We start from the raw sequence: 20,700 nt of genomic DNA, 5'->3' as shown, positions 1-20,700 counted from the left end.
CTAATTGATCTCCACGACGACAACGGTCACGTTGTCCTTGGCACCACGCTCCAGCGTCAGGTCAATCAGTGTCCTGCACGCTGCCTGTGGTGTCCCCTCGGCCAGTAAACGGCTGATTTCTTCGTCTTCCAGATGCCGTGTCAACCCGTCACTGCACAGCAGGTAACGGTCTCCGCTGCTGAATTCACAGACATCCGCTTCCAGATACAGGTCTTCCTGGCTGCCCACCGCCCGCGTGATGATATTGCGTTCGGGATGCGTCCTGGCCTGTTCCTGCGAGATGATGCCCTGACGCACATAGCTCTGAACCTGTGAGTGGTCGGTGGAAAGCTGCACCAGGGTGTTGCTGCGCAAGCGGTATACCCGGCTGTCGCCGGCCCACAGCACAGCCCCCAGATAGCGACTTTCAGCCACCAGCACGGCGATGGTGCTGCCGATAATGTGCTTCTTGCCCTCTTCGTTGTAACTGCGGCTCAACAGCCGTTGGTTGACCTGTTCAACGGCGTCTTCAATGCGGTCCATTCGGGTGGCAAGCGTCCCCTCCAGAGGTGTGGAGCGCAGGGTTTCCACAATCATGCGGCTGGCGACATCGCCGGCATCGTGCCCGCCCATGCCGTCGGCCACCACCCAGAGCCCTTTCTGCGGCAGGTCCAGAAAGGCGTCTTCGTTGACTCGGCGCACCAGACCGCGGTCGGTCTGGCCGCTGGAAGCAGCGATCTCTGCGGGTGTGTTGGTATTTTGGTCTGGCATTGTTCGTTACCCCCAGCCGGCGTCAGTTTTCAACTGTGAACCGAATCAGTTCCTGCGGATTGTTGTCCATGGCCTGTCCCAGGCTGATGATCCCACTGCCGGTCAGTACCAGCTCGTCACGCCGCACAAAGGCCTGTGTGCCGTCGCTGTGCTGTACATAGGTACCATTGGTGCTTTGGTCAATCAGCACGAACTTGTCGCGCCGCAATTCGATTCTGATGTGTTGCCGAGACGCCAGCGCTTCTGCCACCGGGATGTCGCAGGTTGCGCTGCGTCCGAGTACGGCCGCTTCCCGGTCCTGGTTGAGTACGACGTGCACATCCCGGTAGGCCAACTGCAACTGCGTGGTGCTGGCCCCACTGCCGGTGACAGAGGCCAGGTCGACCTGCATGTGGGTGACATCCTCTTCCTGCCAGATGATTTCGGCGATCTCCATTTCGCCCTTGCCCTTGATGGCGGCATAGTCCACCAGACGGGAGCTGTCCTGCAGGACAGCAGGTAAATGTTTCACCGTCTCCGCGGTGGTGATGATCTGTCGTGACTTGGCCTGGGAGGCCATGCGAGCGGCTACGTTGACGGCATCACCATGCACATCGCCATCTTCCTGAATACAGGGGCCGAAGTGGTAGCCCACACGGATGGTAACCGGCACTTCAGTGACGCCGTCCGCTATCGCTTCTTCCATGGTTTCCTGCATGTCGCAGGCAGCCTTGGTGGCGGCGACGGCGTCGTTGAAGGTGCACATGATCTCATCCCCAATGACCTTGATGACGGTGCCTTCATAACGGGCTACCGAATCGGCCAGCAGGTCAAGGGTGACGGACACAACCTCCCGCGCACGCTCGTCACCCAGAGAGTCGTATAGCCGCGTACTGCCGACAATGTCGGCGAATAAAATGGCGAGTTTTTTGGACTGGGTAAACATCGATTGGGTTCCTGAGTTCTTGTCCCTACTGTATCGGCAGGGGTTGGTTGAGGTCTTCGAACCGGCTCAGTGGTACATCCTCATTGGGATAGGGTACTCGTGGCCCGACCACTATTTCGTCAATAACAAACTGATCCGCCCAGACGCCCTCCAGGGCATCGCGGTCAATGTCGGCATTGACCCGGGCAATGGTCTGCTGCAGGTTCTGGTGGTTCTCGACCAGCGCCTGATAACGTTCGAACAATGGATGGTCCGCAGACAGGTCCGAACCTGCCAGCAGTGCATCCAGATCTTCCTGCAAGTGCTGCATTTCCTTTTCATCCAGAGCCGTCACACAGTGCGGCTCCTCGCCACAGGCGGCCACGGCCAGAGCCAGGCCGGCCTGCACGTCTTCCAGTAGCTGCAGTTCGGCTTCCAGGCCAGCCTGTACTGGCTCCTCGTGCTCTTCAGCGAAAAGCGGCGATGCCAGTAACAATAGCAGGGTGTAAGCCACTCTAATACTACTCACCATCCAGCAACCGTTCCAGACGAGCCTCGGCACGTGCTGCCGACTCCAGCGTGCTTTCTATAATCGCGTTCAGTCGGTCTTCACTCAAGTCGAGACCTGTGCTTTCCGAGAATTGGGCACGCCGCTCCGAGTTGTACTGCAGGTTCTCCAGAAAACGCACTCGGGTATAGATGGTTTCGATGGCTTCGAGTTCACGCTCCACCGCTTCCATATCGATTTCCTCGATGGTGTCGAACTCTTCGTCCAACAGTTCCTCGAAGCCGGTGAACGCCTGCAGATCCTCACGATAGGCCATGAACTCGGCCTGCTGCGAGCGGAAGTCTGCCAGCAGGGTCTCCAGTTGCTGGCGGCGATCCGGGTCGCTGGTAACGACCAGTTCCTGCTCCAGTTGGTCGATGCGCTCCTGCAGTTCATCAATGGAGGCCACCAGCTCCTCGTCTGTGACATCGGGTGTACAGCCCTCAACCTCTTCGCATTGGGCGAAAGCCAGGGCCACGCCCTCTCCCAGTTGGCCAAACAGGGTCAGATCTTCTTCAAACAACGCCAGATCGATCACTTCCACTGCCTGCACACCGAGCACAGACGCGGCCGGATTGGCGAAGTTCACCGACACGCTCACCAGTTCAAGACCGAGGCGGTTGATGAAAGCCTGGGTAGAGGACCGCAGATTGATACCACGCACATTGGACAGCGCATTGGGTTGCGAGGTCTCGCGTTGTCCCTGGCTGACGGCCAGCTCGAAATCGCCGCCATTGAAATTCAGCACCAGATTGTCAGACTGGGTGATACCGCCGGCCGCAATCACCTGGCCACCCTGGGCCTGCACCTGGGTCTCCTGACCTACCCGCAGGTTGCCGGAACCGGTCAGGTTGCCGCAGATGTTGCAGAAACTGCCGACAGATACAAAGCTCACCTGGCCGCCGCTGGTGATGGGCGCCCCGGTCAGATCGATTTCCGACCCCAGCAGTACCAGGTTGCCGCCGGTCTGTACCGCATTGTCTACCACCAATCGATTGGCATTGACCTCAATGGAGTTGAAGCCGCCGTCCAGTGGCAGAGTGCCAGGATTGACCTTGCCGCCGATAAACAGGTTGCCATTGAAGCCAGTCAGCACCGGCAGGTACAGATCATCGTTGTTGAGGCGAACGGTGCCGGCACTGCCGTCGTCGCGCTGGGCGATGAACAGGGTGCCGTTGCCCACCACCTGGCCGCGGGTCAGGCGCTGGCCGGGCGTGAAGTGCCAGTTGTTGTCGCCGCCGCGCAGTTCTATGGTGCCATTGTACTGACCATTGGACTCGAAGGTGTTGGCGCCACCGGAGCCGCTGATCAGGCGAGTGAACCCCTCGAAGCTTGCACTGTTGCCACCGGCACTGAGCTCGCCCCCGTCGGTGTCTGTGAGGTTCCAGTCGGTCGCCTGTGTCGCACTGCCGCGCAGTATATCGCCATCCCCTATCAGAGTCTGGATGTTGGTGAACCCCTGGCCCCATGTCAGGGTGACCGGGTTGCTGGTGCCCGACACATCATAGGTGTTGGTGCCACCGCCACCGTCAATCTGGCCGTTGATCTGGCCATTGCCAACCCGTCTGATTTCGTCATCACCCGCACCGCCGGTGATATCGCCGTTGTAGGTACCGGTAATCTCGAAATCATCACCCTGATCGCCACCCAGCACTTCCGAGAAACCGGTGAAGTCGGCGCCGTTGTTGAGGTGATTGTTGTCGATGCGGCCGTCGGTTGAACCACTGATAAGCCAGCTGTTGCTGACATCCTCATGCCCCTGCAGGCTGTCAGAGCCACCGCCCTGCAGCAGGATGTCGTTGCTGTTCAATATCAGGTCGTTGAGATCGAGTGTGACACCAACTGGGTTTCCGGCCTGATTGATCGCCAGCGTAAGCTGGTCACCTGCGGTCAGTTCGGTGTCGGTTGCAAAGTCCAGATTGTTCGCCGAGCTGAGTGTCAGATCGCCGTTGGTGCTGATATCGGAGAACGCAATGTTTGCAGCGGTAACGTCCAGGCTTGCCAGTTCGGTGTCGTCGCCAACCATGCCCTGGAAGTCGACATCACCTGCACCGGCATTGACACTCAGGGCATGGCCCCCGTCGATGCTGGACTCAAAGGTGATGTTGCCGTCAGCGGTGGTCAGGCTAACGCTGTCGGTCAGTGTTATGGCGCCATTGTAGGTTTGGTTGCCGGTACCGGTCTGAATATCAGAACCCAGATCAATGGTGCCATTGCCCTCATGCGCAGTCAGACTCAGGTCACCATCTTGCAGGTTGATGGCGTCATTGATTTCGATGCCGCCGCTGCCGGAGCTGAGAGTTAGGCTATGGGTACTGGAGAACGCGCCGGCAAGTGTGATTTTACCGTTACCGGTGTTGGCCAGTGACAGATCATAATCGGCGTCAAACCCGTACAGGGTAATATCACCTGTGTGGCCAGCCTGACCTACCTGGAAATTGGCGTCAGTGTTGAATGAGAAACCGGCGCCGATGTTATACAGGGCATCGTAGGTGCCTGTGCCAGCGCAGGATGCGCCGCTGCACAGGCCCAGGCTCGAGTTGGTGCTTTGGGTCGCCAGAGTGATGTTGCCTGTGCCGGCATTCAGTTCCAGTTCGCCACCGATAGTCAGGTTGTCGGTAATCAGATCAATATCACCGTTGTTGTCCTCCGTGATCAGTTTAATGGGGTCTCCATTTTCAAAGTCTATTTCCAGTGCATTCAGGTAGATGTTCGCAGCTGTCAGGTTTAGCCCATTGACCAGAGATAATTTGCCGGTGGCGTTTTCCAGATCAAAGGCACCGGCAATGTCGACAGTGCCGGCCAGGTCAACATTGTTCGCTGTCTCAATGGTCAGGTCGTTCAGGCGTTCAATGACACCCTGGAAAAAGATGTTGCCTGCGGTGCCGTCGTCGTTGAAGTCTGTGTTCAGGGTGAGATCGTAGACGGGGTCCGTGCCACTACCGATACTGCCCAACAGCCCAGTAAAGGTGATGTCACCCTCGTAGGTTTCCAGTACAAAGTCTCCGCTCAACCTGACTTCGGATTCATAGGTCTGATCGAACTGGGTTCTGATCGACCCGCCGTCCAGTCTGGTAATGCCCGATCCGGGGTCCAGTACCAGAGCTCCGCCATTGGTGCCGTCCAGATCACCGGTCACAACTATTCCGTTTTCGTTTAGAACCTGTAGTTCGTAGTCGAAACTGATGCCATCCAGGGTGATCTCGCCCTCGTGGTCGGTATTGCCGAACCGGATTGTGTCTGCGGTAATGGAAAGATCACCCAAATCGTAGCGAGTATGGAATCCGGTGCTAGCGCAGGCGCCTCGGCAAATGTATATGGTATTGCCCGCTGTCGAAGGGGCGAGCTCTACGGTGCCTGTCCCGGCATTGATTGTGGTGCCTCCGCCGACAGTTAGCAGTTCATCCACATTCAGCGTAATGTTGCCGTCTGATTCACCGTCTAATGAGCTGGTATCCAGACTTATTCCATCCAGTGTCAGGCTGCTGACCGTCAGGTTGATGTTGGCTGCGTCAATGGCCTCGCTCAGTATTGTGGTGCCGGTTCCTTTGACCTGTATGAAGTCTCCATCAAGATTGATAGCTCCGAAGGCGGCATTCTCGGCCTCTGTAATAGTCAGGTCTTCCAGTGGGGTGTCGCCGCCGACCACAGCGTCGCTCGTATCGATATCACCGCTGCCGGTGTCCAGGGTTAGTGAGTATTCACCGTCCACGGCTCCGACGAATGTGATATTGCTGTTGGCTGTAGTCAGGGTGATGTTATTGGTCAGGTTCACCGCACCGGTGTAACTCTGGTTGCCGGTCGTGCTGATTTCGTCGTTGCCGAACTCGATGGTGCCCGCGTCGATGGTCAGGTTGTCGAGGTCATTGACCTCTCCAAACTCGACAGAACCGTTGTTGGCGTTGAGTGTCAAGCTGTTGTTGTTGCCGTTCAGGGCGGACTGCAGGTCAATGTCGCTGGTGGTAGAGGTCAGGTTGATGCTGTTGTTGAGCTCTATGGTTCCGTTATAAGTCTGGCTGCCAGATGTGGTGACGTCTGCGGCCAGGGCTGAGGCACCGTTGACCTGGAGGTCGGCTACGCCGCTTATGGCGCCCTGCAGGTTCAGGTCGCCGTCGATGGTCAGGCCATTGCCGTTGCCATTGACCGTATCCGAGAAGGTGATTTCAGACCCTTCAAGCTGGCGATGCCCGTTCGCCAGCGTGACGGCGCCGTTATAGGTCTGGTTGCCGGTTGTGGTGACGTCTGCGCCCAGGACCGAAGTGCCTGATACGTCGAGGTCGGCTACATTGGTCATGGCGCTTTGCAGATCCAGGTTACCCTCGATGGTCAGATTGTTACCGTCTCCGGCCACCGTCTCTGAGAAGGCAATAGTGGTGCCGGTCAGGGTAATGCTGTCGGTCAGGGTGACAGCACTGTTGTAGGTCTGGTTACCCCCAGTGATGATGTCTTCCCCAAGCTCAATTTGGTCAGCGGTGATCTCCAGATCCTGCAGGCCATTGAACTCCTGGAAGCCGATGTTGCCACTGCCGACGTTCAGCCCAAGGCTGTTGCCGCCACCGGTCAGGGGTGACAGGAAGGTAATGTCACTGTTGGTGGTCGTCAGAACAACGCTGTCGGTCAGGGTGACGGCGTCGTTGTAAGTCTGGGTGCCTGAGGTGGTGATATTTTGCCCAAGCTGAATATCGCCGGCGCTGATTTCCAGGCTGGCCAGTGCGGTATCACCGCCTGCTTCACCGTCGAGTGTTACCGTGCCCGTTCCGGCAGTCAGGGTCAGTTCGTGGGCGCCATCAATGGTGGAGCCAAACTCGATATCGCTATTGGTGGTGGTCAGGGTGATGTTGTCGGTCAGGGTGACGGCGCCGGTGTAGGCCTGGGTGCCTGTTGTAGTGACGTCTGCGCCCAGGTTTGAACTGCCGATGATTTCCAGATTGGCCACATCGGTGATGGCGCCCTGCAGATCCAGATTGCCGTTGACGGTCAGGTCGCCGATATTGCTGGTGGCATCATGCAGCTCAAGGTTGCCAGTGACAGCAAGATTGCTGCCGTCACCTGTCAGCAGGTTGCCGAAGTGGAGGAGTGTGCCTTCAAGCGTACGGCTTCCTGTCAAAGTCACGGCACCGTTGTAGGTCTGGTTGCCCGAGGTGGTGACATCTTGCTCAAGCTCGATGCTGCCTGCAGTGATGTCGAGGCTGTCGAGTGCGGTATCGCCGCCCGCGTCGCCTCCGATTGTCACTGTGCCGGTTCCGGCAGTCAGGGTCAGTTCGTGGGCGCCATCAATGGTGGAGCCAAACTCGATATCGCTATCGGTGGTGATCAGGGTGATGCTGTCGGTCAGAGTTATGGCGCCGGTGTAGGTCTGGTTGCCGGTTGTGGTGACGTCCGCACTCAGGGTTGAGGTGCCGGCGACTTCCAGATCCGCCACGCTGATCATGGTGCCCTGAAGGTCCAGATTACCAGTGATGGTCAGGTTATCTCCGCTACCGGCTACGGCATCGGAGAAGGTGATTTCAGTCCCTGCAAGCTGGCGGTCCCCGTTTGCTAGCGTGACGGCGCCGCCGTAGGTCTGGTTGCCGGCTGTGGTGACGTCTGCGCCCAGGGTTGAACTGCCGGTGACTTCCAGATCAGCGACAGCGGTCATGTTGCCCTGTAGATCCAGAATGCCGGCGATGGTCAGATCGCTGTCGTCTCCGGTCACCGTGTCCGAGAAGGTGATTTCAGTCCCTGCAAGCTGGCGGTCTCCATTCGCCAGCGTGACGGCGCCGGTGTAGGTCTGGTTGCCGGTAGTGGTGACATCTGCACCCAGGGTCGAAGTGCCGGTGACTTCCAGATTGGTCACATCGGTGATGGCGCCCTGCAGATTCAGGTCGCCGGCGATGGTCAGGTCGCCGATATTGCTGGTGGTATCATGGAGCTCAAGAGCGCCGGTGACTGTCAGGTTGCTGCCGTCACCGGTCAGCAGATCGCCGAAGTTGAGCAGGGTACCTGCAAGTTCGCGCTGGCCAGCCAGCGTGACGGTGCCGCCGTAGGTCTGGTTGCCGGTTGTATTGACGTCTGCGCCCAGAGTTGAGCTGTCGGTGACTTCCAGATCAGCCACATCTGTCATTTCACCCTGCAGATCCAGATCGCCGGCGACAGTCAGGTCATTGTTGTTGCCGGCCACCGTGTCCGAGAAGGCGACTGTGTTGCCGGTCAGGGTTATGCTGTTGGTCAGGGATACGGCACTGTTGTAGGTCTGGTTGCCCGAGGTGGTGATGTCCTGCCCGAGCTGAATAAGGTTGGCAGTGAGCTCCAGATCCTGAAGGCCGTTGATCGCCTGAAACTCGATGTTGCCATTGCTGGCGTCGAGTTCCAGACTGTTGTCATTACCTGTGATGTCGTTGTCAAAAGTAATGTTGCCGTTATTGGAGCTCAGGGTGATGGTGTCATCATCCAGTGAGACCGCACCGCTGTAGGTCTGGCTGCCTGTAGTAGTGATATTGGCGCCCAGGGTCGAGGCGCCGGTGACTTCCAGATTGGCCACATCGGTGATGGCGCCCTGCAGGTCCAGATTCCCGGTGATGGTCAGGTCACTGTCATTGCTGGTGACCGTATTGAAGAAGGTGAGGGTGTTGCCTTCGAGTGTGCGGTTTCCTGTCAGCGTGGCGGCACCATTGTAGTCCTGGTTACCTGCGGTGGTGACATTCTGTTCAAGCTCGATACTGCCTGCGGTGATCTCGAGGCTGTCGAGTGCGGTGTCAGCACCCACTTCGCCTTCAAAAGTCACCGTGCCGGTTCCGGCAGTCAGAGTCAGTGACTCGGCGCCGTCAACGGTGTTTTCAAACAGGATGTTGCTGTCGGTGGCAGTCAGCGCAACGCTGTCAGTCAGAGTCACAGCTCCGGTGTAGGTCTGGGTGCTTGTCGTGGTGACATCTGCGCCCAGAGTTGAACTGCCGGTGACTTCCAGATCAGCCACGCTGCTCATGGCACCCTGCAGATCCAGATTACCAGTGATGGTCAGGCTATCTCCGCTACCGGTTACGGCATCGGAGAAGGTGATTTCAGCCCCTGCAAGCTGGCGGTTCCCGTTCTCCAGCGTGACGGTGCCGGTGTAGGTCTGGGTGCCTGTTGTAGTGACGTCTGCACCCAGGGTTGAACTGCCTGTGACTTCCAGATCAGCCACATTGGTCATGGCGCCCTGCAGGTTCAGGTCACCGGCGATGGTCAGGTCACTGTCATTGCTGGTGACCGTATCGAAGAAGGTGAGGGTGGTGCCGTCGAGTGTGCGGTTTCCTGTCAGCGTGACGGCGCCATTGTAATTCTGGTTACCCGAGGTGGTGACATCCTGTTCAAGCTCGATACTGCCTGCGGTGATCTCGAGGCTGTCGAGTTCGGTGTCACCACCCACTTCGCCTTCAAAAGTCACCGTGCCGGTTCCGGCTGCCAGGGTCAGTGACTCATCACCGGCGTTGGTCCCATCAATGCTGTCCTCGAACAGAATATTGCTGTCGGTGGCAGTCAGCGTGACACTCTCGGTCAGAGTTACTGCGCCGCTGTAGGTTTGGCTGCCTGTTGTGGTGACATCGGCGCCCAGTGTCGAAGTGCCGGTGACTTCCAGATTGGCCACATCGGTGATGGCGCCCTGCAGATCCAGATTCCCGGTGATGGTCAGGTCGCCGATATTGCTGGTGGCATCATGAAGTTCAAGGTTGCCGGTGACCGCAAGATTACTGCCGTCACCGGTCAGCAGATCGCCGAAGTTGAGCAGGGTACCTGCAAGTTCGCGCTGGCCAGCCAGTGTGACGGCGCCGTTATAGGTCTGAGTGCCTGTCGTGGTGACATCTGCGCCCAGAGTTGAACTGCCGGTGACTTCCAGTTCTGCCACACCGGTCATTTCACCCTGCAGATCCAGATCGCCGGCGACAGTCAGGTCATTGTCGTTGCCGGTCACCGTGTCCGAGAAGGCAACAGTGTCGCCGGTCAGGGTAATGCTGTTGGTCAGGGATACGGCGCTGTTGTAGGTCTGGTTGCCCGAGGTGGTGATGTCCTGCCCGAGCTGAATAAGGTTGGCAGTGAGCTCCAGATCCTGAAGGCCGTTGATCGCCTGAAACTCGATGTTGCCATTGCTGGCGTCGAGTTCCAGACTGTTGTCATTACCTGTGATGTCGTTGTCAAAAGTAATGTTGCCGTTATTGGAGCTCAGGATGATGGTGTCATCATCCAGTGAGACCGCACCGCTGTAGGTCTGGTTGCCGGTTGTGGTGACATTGGCGCCCAGGGTCGAGGCGCCGGTGACTTCCAGATCGGCCACGTCGGTCATGGCGCCCTGCAGGTTCAGGTCGCCAGTGATGGTCAGGTCGCCGATGTTACTGGTGGCATCGTGAAGCTCAAGACTGCCGGTGACTGCCAGGTTGCTGCCGTCACCGGTCACGGTATCCAGGAAAGTGAGGGTGTTGCCTTCGAGTGTGCGGTTTCCCGTCAGCGTGACGGCACCATTGTAGTCCTGGTTACCTGCGGTGGTGACATCCTGTTCAAGCCCAATGCTGCCTGCCGTGATCTCGAGGCTGTCGAGTGCGGTGTCAGCACCCACTTCGCCTTCCAGAGTCACCGTGCCGGTTCCGGCTGCCAGGGTCAGTGACTCATCACCAGCAGTGGTCCCATCAATGCTGCCTCCAAACAGGATATTGCTGTCGGTGGTGGTCAGGGTAATGCTGTTGGTCAGGGTCACCGCCCCGTTATAGGTCTGGCTACCTGAGGTGGTGATATCTTGCCCAAGCTCAATTTGGGCGGCGGTGATCTCCAGATCCTGAAGACCATTGATCGCCTGGAAGTCGATGTTGCCATTGCTGGCGTCGAGTTCCAGGCTGTTGTCATTACCCGTGATGTCACTGTCAAAAGTAATGTTGCCGTTATTGGAGCTCAGGGTGATGATGTCATCATCCAGGGTGACCGCACCGCTGTAGGTCTGGTTGCCGGAGGTGGTTATGTCTGCGCCGAGGGTTGAGGCACCGCTTACCTCCAGATTGGCCACACTGGTCATGTCTCCCTGCAGATCCAGATCACCAGTGATGGTCAGGTTGTCTCCGCTGCCGGTTACAGTATCGGAGAAGGTGATTTCAGCCCCTGCAAGCTGGCGGTCCCCGTCCTCCAGTGTGACGGCGCCGGTGTAGGTCTGGTTGCCGGTTGTGGTGACGTCTGCCCCCAGAGTTGAACTGCCTGTGACTTCCAGATCAGCCACATCAGTCATGGCGCCTTGCAGGTCCAGATCAGCGGCGATAGTCAGGTCATTGTCGTTGCCGGTCACCGTCTCCGAGAAGGCAACAGTGTTGCCGGTCAGGGTAAGGTTCCCGGTGAGGCTCACCGCGCCGTTGTAGGTCTGGTCACCGGCAGCGGTGATGTCTTGCCCCAGTTGAATAAGATCTGCAGTGACCTCCAGATCCTGCAGGTCGTTGATCGCCTGGAACTCGATATTACCCGCGCCAACGTTGATGCCAAGGCTGTTGCCGCTACCGTCCAGAGAAGACTGCAAGGTAATATCGCTGTTGTCGGCGGTCAGAGTAACGCTATCGGTCAGGGTGATGGAGCCGGTATAGGTTTGGCTGCCTGTTGTGGTGACATCGGCGCCCAGAGTTGAACTGCCGGTGACTTCCAGATCAGCCACATCGGTCAAGGCGCCTTGCAGGTCCAGGTCACCGGTGATGGTCAGATTGTTGTCGTCTCCGGTTACCGTATCGGAGAAGATGAGGGTGTTGCCTTCGAGTGTGCGGTTTCCTGTCAGCGTGACGGCGCCATTGTAGTCCTGGTTACCCGCAGTGGTGACATCCTGTTCAAGCTCGATACTGCCGGCGGTGATCTCCAGGCTGTCGAGTGCGGTGCCAGCACCCACTTCGCCTTCCAGGGTCACCGTGCCGGTTCCGGCAGCCAGTGTCAGCCCGTGCGCGCCATCAATTGTGGAGCCAAAGTCGATATTGCTGTCGGTGGTGGTCAGGGTGATGCTGTCGGTCAGAGTTATGGCGCTGTTATAGGTCTGAGTGCCTGAAGTGGTGATGTCGGCACTCAGAGTTGAAGTGCCCGACACGCTCAGGTTGGACACATCGGTCAGGGCTCCCTGCAGATCCAGATCGCCGACGATGGTCAGGTTGTTATCGTCTCCGGTAACCGTATCTGTGAAAGTCAGGGTAGAGCCTGTCAGAGTGAGGGCACCTGTGAGGTCCACAGCACCGTGGTAGGCTTGGTCACCGTCCGTTGTTACGTCGTTCTGGAGTTGAATGCTGTCTGCTGTGATGTCGAGGCTGTCGAGTTCAGTGTCGCCACCGACTTCACCGCTGAAGGCTACCGTGCCGTCGCCGACGTCCAGAGTCAGAGACTCATCACCAGCAGTGGCTCCATCAATGCTGCCTCCAAACAGGATGTTGCTGTCGGTGGTGGTCAGGGTAATGCTGTCAGTCAGAGTCACCGCACCGCTGTAGGTTTGGTTGCCGGTTGTGGCGACGTCTGCCGCGAGCGTCGCATTATCGGTTACTTCAAGATTGGCCACATTGGTCAAGGCGCCTTGCAGGTCCAGGTCACCGGTGATGGTCAGATTGTTGTCGTCTCCGGTTACCGTATCGGAGAAGATGAGGGTGTTGCCTTCGAGTGTGCGGTTTCCTGTCAGCGTGACGGCACCATTGTAGTCCTGGTTACCTGCGGTGGTGACATCCTGTTCAAGCTCTATGCTGCCTGCGGTGATGCTGAGGCTGTCGAGAGCGGTATTGCCACCTACTTCACCTTCGAATGTTACTGCGCCGGGTCCGGCAGCCAGAGTGAGTGACTCGGCGCCGTCAACGGTGCTTTCAAACAGAATAGTGCTGTCGGTGGCAGTCAGGATAACGCTGTCGGTCAGGGTCACAGCACCGGTGTAAGTTTGGTTGCCGGTTGAGGAGATATTGGCGCCAAGCTGGATAACGTCAGTCGCCGTCATGCTGACGTTGCCCGCACCCGCCTCAATGGCCTGAGTGATGTCCAGCTCGGCCCCTGACAGGGTGATGTCGCCACCGTTGCTGTTTAATCCGGTCGAGGTGTCGGTAATGGTGACGGTGCCTGTTCCGTCTGTGCCGCCAGGTTGGTCAGCCGAATCTGCCTCAAGGGTAATATGACCACCGTTGGTGGTGATGCCCGCGAGGAGCTCAATGTCGCGTCCGGCCTGCAGGGTGATCCCGATGCCCTGCTCGGTGATGTTGATGGCAGCATCCGAAGCCTGAATAATGTCCTGAGTGGCCTGCAACAGCACATTGGCGGTCTGGTTGCTGATGGTGTCCGCGCCGATTTCAAAAGTGTCACCATTCTCATCTTCAAACAGAACCTCATCATTACCTGTCAGTTCTGTGTCATCGTCACCCGTGCCCTGGACGATATGGATGTTCTCCGGGTCCAGCAGCAGGGTGCCTATCTGCCCATGCGGTGCACTCAGGTCGGCAAAGCCGGAGTACGCCAGTTGCTGCTTGCCGGAGACTTCCGCAAAGCCGCCATCACCGCCCTCGGCGCCGCCACGGGCCGACAGGCGGCCGGAGAATCGCGTCCAGTCGTCAGCCCAGGCAATGATGCGCCCGCCGTCGCCGTTGTGGATGGCGTCGGCATGCAGATTTACCTGCGAGGTCACCACGACTTTCTGCGCATTCTGGATGTCCGGATTCTGCCCCTGCAGGTCACCGCCGACAAGGATCTCACCGCCACCCAGCCAGCCACTGGCATCCACCAGGGTGTCTCCTGTCAGCGCTATGCGGTCGCCCAGCAGATGCACCTGGCCGCCCTGTTGCGCTGCGGAGTCGGCCCGGATCTCGCTGCTGTCCTGCACCAGCAGGGTTGAATCTTCGGCGTGCAGGGTGATCTGGCCGCCATCGCTCTGGGCATCCTGAGCGGAAGCATCGATTTGGCCGGTGTTCACCACCGAGCTGGTGCTGCCGCCGCTGCCGACCAGACGGATTTCGCCACCGTTGTTGTCTATACGCCCGGCCCGCACAACCCCCTCGTTGTTGACCACCTGGGAGAAAATGTCCTGCGCTACCCGGCCTTCCATGGCGATCACGCCGCCATTGGCCTGCAACTCGCCCTGGTTCAGTATGGCGCTTTCATGGCCATCGGCGTTGGACAGTAAGGCTTCATCAACCGCGAACCGCATCAGCCCATCGCCATCAAAATCCAGTGCAATGCGTTCACCGACCACCATGTTGATGCGACCTGCATGGGCGATGATCTGGCCCGTGTTTTCAACCTGGCTGCCCAGCAGGGTGACGCTGCCTCCGGTCGCAGCATTGATGGTGCCGCGATTGATCACCCGCCCACTGGTGCCCTCCTGGCGCTCGAAATTCAGATTGCCGTCCAGAAAGTCCTCGGTCGAAAGGTGGTGTCCGGATGCAATCAGGGACCCGACGCTGAGTTGTGCGGTATTGCCGAAATAGAGGCCATTGGCATTGGACAGAATGACATGCCCGTTGGCGTTGATCTGGCCGCGTATGACGCTCATGTCCCCGTCCAGTATCTGGTTCAGAACGATCGAGTTGCTGCCGGGTTGAAGAAAGTTGACGATCTCCTCGGGGGTGAGGTTGAAGCTTTGCCACTCGACCACGAGCTTGTCAGTGTGCTGATGAACATTGGTGGTCTGATCATCGGGTCGCTGTATGTTGCCGTCGCCGCCGGTGACCTGTCCGCCTGTCGGACCTGCGAGCACGGGCGATGCTCCCGAGGCCAGCGTTGCAGTGGCCAGGATTATCGGCACCAACCTGGAAAGGTCAGAAATGCCAGGCAAGGTCGAACCACACCTTGGGTGTGTCCTCATCATCCTGTTCACTCTCGTCGATTAACGGTACAGCCAACTGCAACCTGGAAGTCAGCTGGTCCGGAATGCCGAACCGCAGACCGGCACCCACACTGGACATCTGAAACCAGCCATCCACTTCACTGATCAGAGGGTCGTTTTTCATGCCGGTTGCATGGTCGTAAAACACGGAGACTTGCAGCAGCTCTCCCCAGCGCCAACCGCCAAAGGCCTGCTGGTCCCCCAGGAATGGCGCCTGCACAATGTATTCCAGAGAGGCCAGACCACCAGTGTCGTACAAGGCATAGGACGACTGGAAACCGCGCACATGATCGGGGCCGCCGACAGCATACTGTTCCATCGGCACCAGCAGGTCGGGTGAATACTGAAACTCTGTGCGTGCCAGCAAGGAAGAATTGGAGGTCACGTTCTGCAGGCGGGAGTAAAACGTCAGCAGTTTCAGAAAACCGCCCTCTGCGTAGTCGCCGCTGCCACCAAGGCGACTGGGTCGCTGGTCGGGGGACAGGCTCTCCGCGCTGTCGGCATCACCCATGGCCCACAGAATATCGTTGAACCCCTTGGAGACCTCCAGCCCGGCGTAATTCAGCCCGCCAAAGCGCGTGTCTACCGAGTCATAGTTGATGCCCAGAGTCAGCACTGTGAGTCTGTCTTCGTTGGTCTGGCTGCCGAGTCGCTCCGTCTCCGCATGTCGCGAGCCGAGCTCCAGGCGTGTGGACAGGTTGCGCTCGCGGCTGCGCAGCCAGATGTATTCACCAGCAACGCCGAATTGATGGGACGTACCGGCGATCTCCAGTACTTCGAAGTCGCCGCCGACAGTGAAACTGTTCCGGCGCGCATAGGCACTGGCCCGCCAATAGCGATTGATAATGACTTGATAGTCCAGCGAGGCAAAGAAGCTGTTGGCAGGCATGATCGTGTGCTGCAGCGTCAGGCCAAGCTGGTCTGCATTCCCGGTAACATTGTTCCATTCGGCAGTGGCGCGTCCGCGCCACAACCCGGTGGTGTCAGAGCCGTGATTGTCCGTGCGTACCGTAATGTTGAAGCGGTCCTCGTTGGGCACCCGGACCAGCAGATCTGTCTCGCCGACCCGCTGCCCTGGTTGGAACATGCCGAAGGCCACCAGTCCGGGGAAGTCTGTCAGTACCAGCAATGACGATTCGACCTCCTGCTGATGAACGGGTTCGCCAAGCAAATGAGAAAACGGACGCGTCAGGGTACCCTGAGAGTAGATCTCATTGCCCTCGGTCAGAATTCTGCCCAGTCGTCCTTCAATCACCTGCAATTCCACGACTCCATCCGTGACCGACTGCACTGGCAAGATGGCATTGGCCAGTATGAGCCCGCGCGCACGGTAGTAGTTGGTAATGCGGTCTGTAACCGCTTCCAATTGACCGATGGTGAAGCCCTCAGGCCTCTCCAGGCGCGCTTCTTCCACCAGTTCTTCTATTTCAGCGCGAGAAATGTCATATTGAGGCAGGTCCCTGATGCCCACCAGCTCAAACCGCTCGACGACAATGCGCTCGCCTTCCTCTGCTGACAACGGCCGCTCAACGACAGGCGGTATTTCCAGCACACTGTCTGCTGATTCGGGAGGGACGCGAATAGTGGCGTCAGGGCGCATTCCTCCGGGCTGTATCATGTCAGGCAAAGGGTCCAGAGCGGACTGTCCATACGCATGAAGCGGCAACCACATCCAGAGGCCAAGCTGACTGTAGGCGAGAAGCCGCACCGGCAGGGAAAATCGTCCTGTTCCACGCCAACTCATTGAAAAGCGACTCCCCTGGGATCTACAAACTTCCTTTCATTTTTCGCTACCAGTTGGCATTTTGGGCGCAAAATATTTTTGACTTGTTATTTAAAAAATAGTATCACGCGCGGTTTACGGTCGGCAACGAAAAATAGTCGTGATACAGGGAGAGGGTGCTCTACTTGCGGGTGTTTTGAGGCATTGCATTGTGCTTCGAGCACAAAAAAGCCCCGAGGTTGTTAAGCCCGGGGCTTCGGTATTGGTGGAGACGGCGGGAGTCGAACCCGCGTCCGCGAATCCTCTACTCTCGGCACTACATGCTTAGCACCTTCATTTTTTTAACCGCACATCCGCCGAAGGGCAGGCTGACGTGCTGGCTGGCCTGGAATGTTTGTTTAACAGATCCGGCCCAGACAACCTTCACTGCGATCCTGATATTTGACTCGGAAAAAGCCGCTCAGGCTCAACTAATTCCGAGTGGCTGCTATATTATTAAGCTGCCAGGCGGACTTCGCCGCCAAAAGTATCGTCGTTTGCGATTATCTTTGTGCAACTTTGGATTTACGTGATTGGTTGCCATCACGACATGCGCCTTGAGCTTCGTAATCCGCGTCGAATCCGGAACGTCCCCAAAACTCAGCTACTATTATGGACCCGATCGCGCCAAAAGCAAGGGCTATCCACTTGCTGCCTGGATCAGATGGCGCAAACTTTACTCACAACTCACAACTCACAACTCGTCTAGCGATTATGCTGCTTCATGATCCGCTGCTTCTGGCGATCCCAGTCGCGGTTCTTCATGGTCTCGCGCTTGTCATGCGACTGCTTGCCCTTGACCAGCGCAATTTTAACCTTCACCAGGTGCCGCTTCCAGAACATGGACAACGCCACCACGGTGTAGCCGGTCTGCTCGGACTGGCCAGCCAGTTTGTCAATCTCGCGTCGCTTCAGCAGCAGCTTGCGCCGCGCCACGTCATCGGTCCTGACGTGCGTGGAGGCAGAGAGCAGCGGTGTGATCAGAGCGCCCAGCAGCCAGGCTTCATTGTCCTTGAAAATGACATAGGAATCCCGCAGTTGGCACTTGCCGGCTCGCAACGACTTCACCTCCCAGCCAGAGAGAGCAATACCCGCTTCGAAGGTTTCTATAATATGATAGTCGTGCAGCGCCTTTTTGTTCTGCGCTATGGTGTTCGATGGCGTCTTGTGTTTTGACATAGCGCGCCATTATAGTGCCTGCGCTCTATATTGCTACGGGTTTCCCATGGTCTCTCTGGTCCAGCATAATTTCTGGCGACATCGCTGGTTGTTCGCCCTCGCGCTGAGCGGGGCCGTCATCAGTCTCAGTAATGTATTCAGCTTTCCCATGGCCGTCAGCGGCGGTGGCGGGGTGTTTGTGGTGGCGTATCTGGTGGCCCATGTGCTGATTGCGGTGCCGGTGATCATGACTGAGCTGCTGATCGGCCGGCGCGGGCGCCACAGCGCACCTCACAGCCTGGCACACCTGTCGGCGGAAGCCTTTGTATCCCAGCGCTGGCGCTATCTGGGTGTGGTCATGGTGGTCACCGCCCTGATAGTGGCCGCCTACTTTCTGGCTTTCTCCGGCTGGGCGATTGATTACATGTGGCGCGCAGGTTCCGGCCAGCTGCCCACTACCGAATCCGGTCTGCGCTTCAGTCTGACCGAACTGCTGACCCGGTCCGGGCGCATGGTGGCGCTGCATACACTGATTTGTCTGCTGATCCTGCTGGCCGTGGCTCTGCCCTCCCAGTGGGGTGTGCAGTTGCCGGTTGCGGTTATGGGCGGCCTCTTGCTGTTGCTGGTGGCCGCATTGGCATTCTGGGCCATGGGGCAGGGCTTCTGGGCGATCGGTGTTGATCGCCTCTTTGTTGCCGAGGCCAGCCTGTGGCAGATCGATATCTGGGTGCGGGCGGTGGCATTGTCTTTCTACAGCCTGGGTCTGGGGCTCGGCATCAGCCTGGTCCTGGGCGCCCATATGGACACGAACTTTTCCATTGGCGGCACGGCACTCTGGGTCATTCTGGTGGATCTGCTGTGGGGCCTGGTGTTTGCCGCCGTGGTGCTGGGTTTTGTCCAGATTACGCCCTCTACCGATGCGCTGGCCTTCATCTTTGTGGAACTGCCCCAGAGCCTGGCGGGTGAGCAGAACGGCACGGCCTGGCTGCTGGTGCTGTTTGCGGTCGTGCTGCTCAGTGGCCTGTCGACGGCTCTGTTTCTGGTCAAGCATGCTGTCATGTGGCTGCACGAGCGTTATCGGTGGCCGCGCTATGGGGCGGCTGCCGTGGCCACGGCAGCGGTCTGGGTGCTTGGCTTTGTGGTTATTCAATCGCTGCATGAATGGCGCGAGATCCGCTTTTACGGCGCTACACTGCTGGACTGGTTTGCGCATGTACCCACCAACCTGATTATTCCCATGGTCTGTCTGCTGATGGTGATCTATACCGGCTGGATTCTGCCAGCCCATCAGGTGATTGAAGAACTCAAACCGAAGGCCGAGCACCGATTCCCTCTGTGGCACTTCCATCTCAGATTTGTTACAACGCTCGCCCTGCTGGCGGTGCTGGTCATTCAGGTGCAGGCCGCCTGGGCCGTGCCTGCCCTGTTGCAACTGGTGTTCTTGGGTGTCCTGCTGACACTGGGTTGGGCGGTGTACCGTTACCGCCATTGGGATTGGGAGTCATCATGAAGATTGAACGGCGGGCCCATGTGCCGTACTCGCCGGAACAAATGTATGCCCTGGTGCACGACATCAGGTCTTATCCCGAGTTCCTGCCGGAGATCTCGGATGTGCGTATACTGGATGAGTCAGCCGACGCCATTGCGGCCGAGCTGGAAGTGCACAAGGGACCCGTGCGGGAAACCTTTGCCACCCGCAATCAATTGCGTCCGCCAGGCTGGATGAGTATGGAACTGGTTCGCGGACCGTTCCGGCACCTGCATGGTGAGTGGCATTTTGTAGCAGGAGAAACTGGTAGCGAAGTTTGCTTTCAACTGGACTTCGAGGTAAAGGGCTTCGGGCTGCGGATGATCCTGGAGCCTGTTGTCGGTAAAATGGCAGATCGTCTGGTGGATCGTTTTGCACAACGGGCTCGACAGATCTATGGCTGAACTGCATATTGAAGTGGCCTGTGCAACGCCGGAGAAACAGCGCATTATAGCGCTGACTGTGGCTGCAGGAACTACACTGAGAGAAGCGGTAGCGCGCAGCCATATTGGTGAGGAGTTTCCCGAGCTGGATGTGGCCAATGCGCCGCTGGGGATTTTTGGCAGGAAAGTGCCTCAGCCGGAGCAGACTCCGGTGGAAGAAGGGCAGCGGATCGAGATATACCGTCCCTTGTTGATCGACCCCAAGCAGGCCCGCGTCAATAGGGCCGCCAAAGCCGACAGACGCCCGGCCACTGAGCGTCAGGCGAAGACTGCTTCGCAGCAGTCATCAGATACGGGAGGAACCGCCGGTGAGTAATGCCGAGCTGAAAAAAGCAGGTCTGAAGGTCACGCTGCCACGGCTGAAGATTCTTGAAATGCTGGAGCATGCCGAACCCCGGCACATGAGTGCTGAAGACGTATACCGGCAACTCATTGAAGCGGGGGAAGAAATCGGCCTGGCGACCGTTTACCGGGTGCTGACCCAGTTTGAAGCCGCCGGGCTGGTGGTGCGCCACAACTTTGATGGCGGGCACGCCCTGTTCGAACTCGATGACGGCGAACACCATGACCACATGGTGTCAGTGGATGATGGCACCGTGATCGAATTCGTCGACAACGTGATCGAGCAGCGTCAGCAGCAGATTGCCGAAGAGCACGGCTATGAGCTGGTGGATCACAGCCTGGTGCTGTACGTCAGACCCAAAAGCAAGAAATAACGCCGTCCAACCCGTAGCGAGCGACGCCAGTCGCGATACACAGGGCCTTCTTCAAATTTGTTGGCTGCGTGTTTTTCGGCA

General features: G+C 58.1%; 10 protein-coding genes and 1 other RNA gene. 4 read left to right on the top strand and 7 right to left on the bottom strand.

Annotation, left to right across the window (positions count from 1 at the left end; genetic code table 11):
• From E4656_RS14360 to smpB, 7 genes are all read right to left on the bottom strand, one after another.
• Positions 1–750, bottom strand: coding sequence for a PP2C family protein-serine/threonine phosphatase (locus E4656_RS14360; protein WP_135483988.1), 750 nt, complete (start codon positions 748–750; stop codon positions 1–3).
• Between the two features lie 22 nt (positions 751–772).
• Positions 773–1,675: an adenylate/guanylate cyclase domain-containing protein gene (locus E4656_RS14355; protein ID WP_135483987.1), complete on the bottom strand. Its 903-nt coding sequence runs from the start codon at positions 1,673–1,675 to the stop codon at positions 773–775.
• A 25-nt stretch (positions 1,676–1,700) separates the two neighbouring features.
• On the bottom strand, positions 1,701–2,186 hold the full coding sequence (locus E4656_RS14350) for a hypothetical protein (protein WP_135483986.1): 486 nt from the start codon (positions 2,184–2,186) through the stop codon (positions 1,701–1,703).
• Positions 2,176–14,883, bottom strand: coding sequence for a two-partner secretion domain-containing protein (locus E4656_RS14345; protein WP_167856075.1), 12,708 nt, complete (start codon positions 14,881–14,883; stop codon positions 2,176–2,178). The genes E4656_RS14350 and E4656_RS14345 overlap by 11 nt, the downstream gene beginning before the upstream one ends.
• 61 nt (positions 14,884–14,944) lie before the next feature.
• Entirely contained in the window at positions 14,945–16,612 is a 1,668-nt protein-coding gene (locus E4656_RS14340) for a ShlB/FhaC/HecB family hemolysin secretion/activation protein (RefSeq protein WP_167856074.1), read from the bottom strand.
• A gap of 386 nt (positions 16,613–16,998) precedes the next feature.
• Positions 16,999–17,369: a transfer-messenger RNA gene (ssrA, locus tag E4656_RS14335) on the bottom strand.
• A gap of 110 nt (positions 17,370–17,479) precedes the next feature.
• Entirely contained in the window at positions 17,480–17,953 is a 474-nt protein-coding gene (gene smpB, locus E4656_RS14330; RefSeq protein ID WP_135483983.1) for an SsrA-binding protein SmpB, read from the bottom strand.
• Between the two features lie 46 nt (positions 17,954–17,999).
• On the opposite strand from smpB, the gene E4656_RS14325 reads away from it, so the two are divergent.
• The 4 genes from E4656_RS14325 to fur are packed head-to-tail and all read left to right on the top strand — an operon-like array spanning position 18,000 to position 20,619.
• A complete protein-coding gene (locus tag E4656_RS14325) occupies positions 18,000–19,442 on the top strand; it encodes a sodium-dependent transporter (RefSeq protein ID WP_167856073.1) in 1,443 nt (480 codons plus the stop codon).
• Positions 19,439–19,864: a type II toxin-antitoxin system RatA family toxin gene (locus tag E4656_RS14320; RefSeq protein ID WP_135483981.1), complete on the top strand. Its 426-nt coding sequence runs from the start codon at positions 19,439–19,441 to the stop codon at positions 19,862–19,864. Before E4656_RS14325 ends, E4656_RS14320 begins: the two co-directional genes overlap by 4 nt.
• Positions 19,857–20,219, top strand: a complete 363-nt coding sequence (locus E4656_RS14315) for an RnfH family protein (protein ID WP_135483980.1) — start codon at positions 19,857–19,859, stop codon at positions 20,217–20,219. The genes E4656_RS14320 and E4656_RS14315 overlap by 8 nt, the downstream gene beginning before the upstream one ends.
• Positions 20,212–20,619, top strand: a complete 408-nt coding sequence (gene fur, locus E4656_RS14310) for a ferric iron uptake transcriptional regulator (protein ID WP_205849216.1) — start codon at positions 20,212–20,214, stop codon at positions 20,617–20,619. Before E4656_RS14315 ends, fur begins: the two co-directional genes overlap by 8 nt.
• The last annotated feature ends 81 nt before the right edge of the window (positions 20,620–20,700 follow it).

The organism is Natronospirillum operosum (genome assembly GCF_004768465.1).
GTDB classification, from domain to species: domain Bacteria; phylum Pseudomonadota; class Gammaproteobacteria; order Pseudomonadales; family Natronospirillaceae; genus Natronospirillum; species Natronospirillum operosum.
Note: the sequence above shows the minus strand (reverse complement) of the source record. Positions and strands in the feature narration are given on the sequence as shown.

Bases quoted from the DNA above. Each gene is read 5' to 3' on its own strand.
- E4656_RS14360 (WP_135483988.1), bottom strand. From the start codon at position 750: ATGCCAGACCAAAATACCAACACACCCGCAGAGATCGCTGCTTCCAGC.
- E4656_RS14355 (WP_135483987.1), bottom strand. From the start codon at position 1,675: ATGTTTACCCAGTCCAAAAAACTCGCCATTTTATTCGCCGACATTGTC.
- E4656_RS14350 (WP_135483986.1), bottom strand. From the start codon at position 2,186: ATGGTGAGTAGTATTAGAGTGGCTTACACCCTGCTATTGTTACTGGCA.
- E4656_RS14340 (WP_167856074.1), bottom strand. From the start codon at position 16,612: ATGCGCCCTGACGCCACTATTCGCGTCCCTCCCGAATCAGCAGACAGT.
- smpB (WP_135483983.1), bottom strand. From the start codon at position 17,953: ATGTCAAAACACAAGACGCCATCGAACACCATAGCGCAGAACAAAAAG.
- E4656_RS14325 (WP_167856073.1), top strand. From the start codon at position 18,000: ATGGTCTCTCTGGTCCAGCATAATTTCTGGCGACATCGCTGGTTGTTC.
- E4656_RS14320 (WP_135483981.1), top strand. From the start codon at position 19,439: ATGAAGATTGAACGGCGGGCCCATGTGCCGTACTCGCCGGAACAAATG.
- E4656_RS14315 (WP_135483980.1), top strand. From the start codon at position 19,857: ATGGCTGAACTGCATATTGAAGTGGCCTGTGCAACGCCGGAGAAACAG.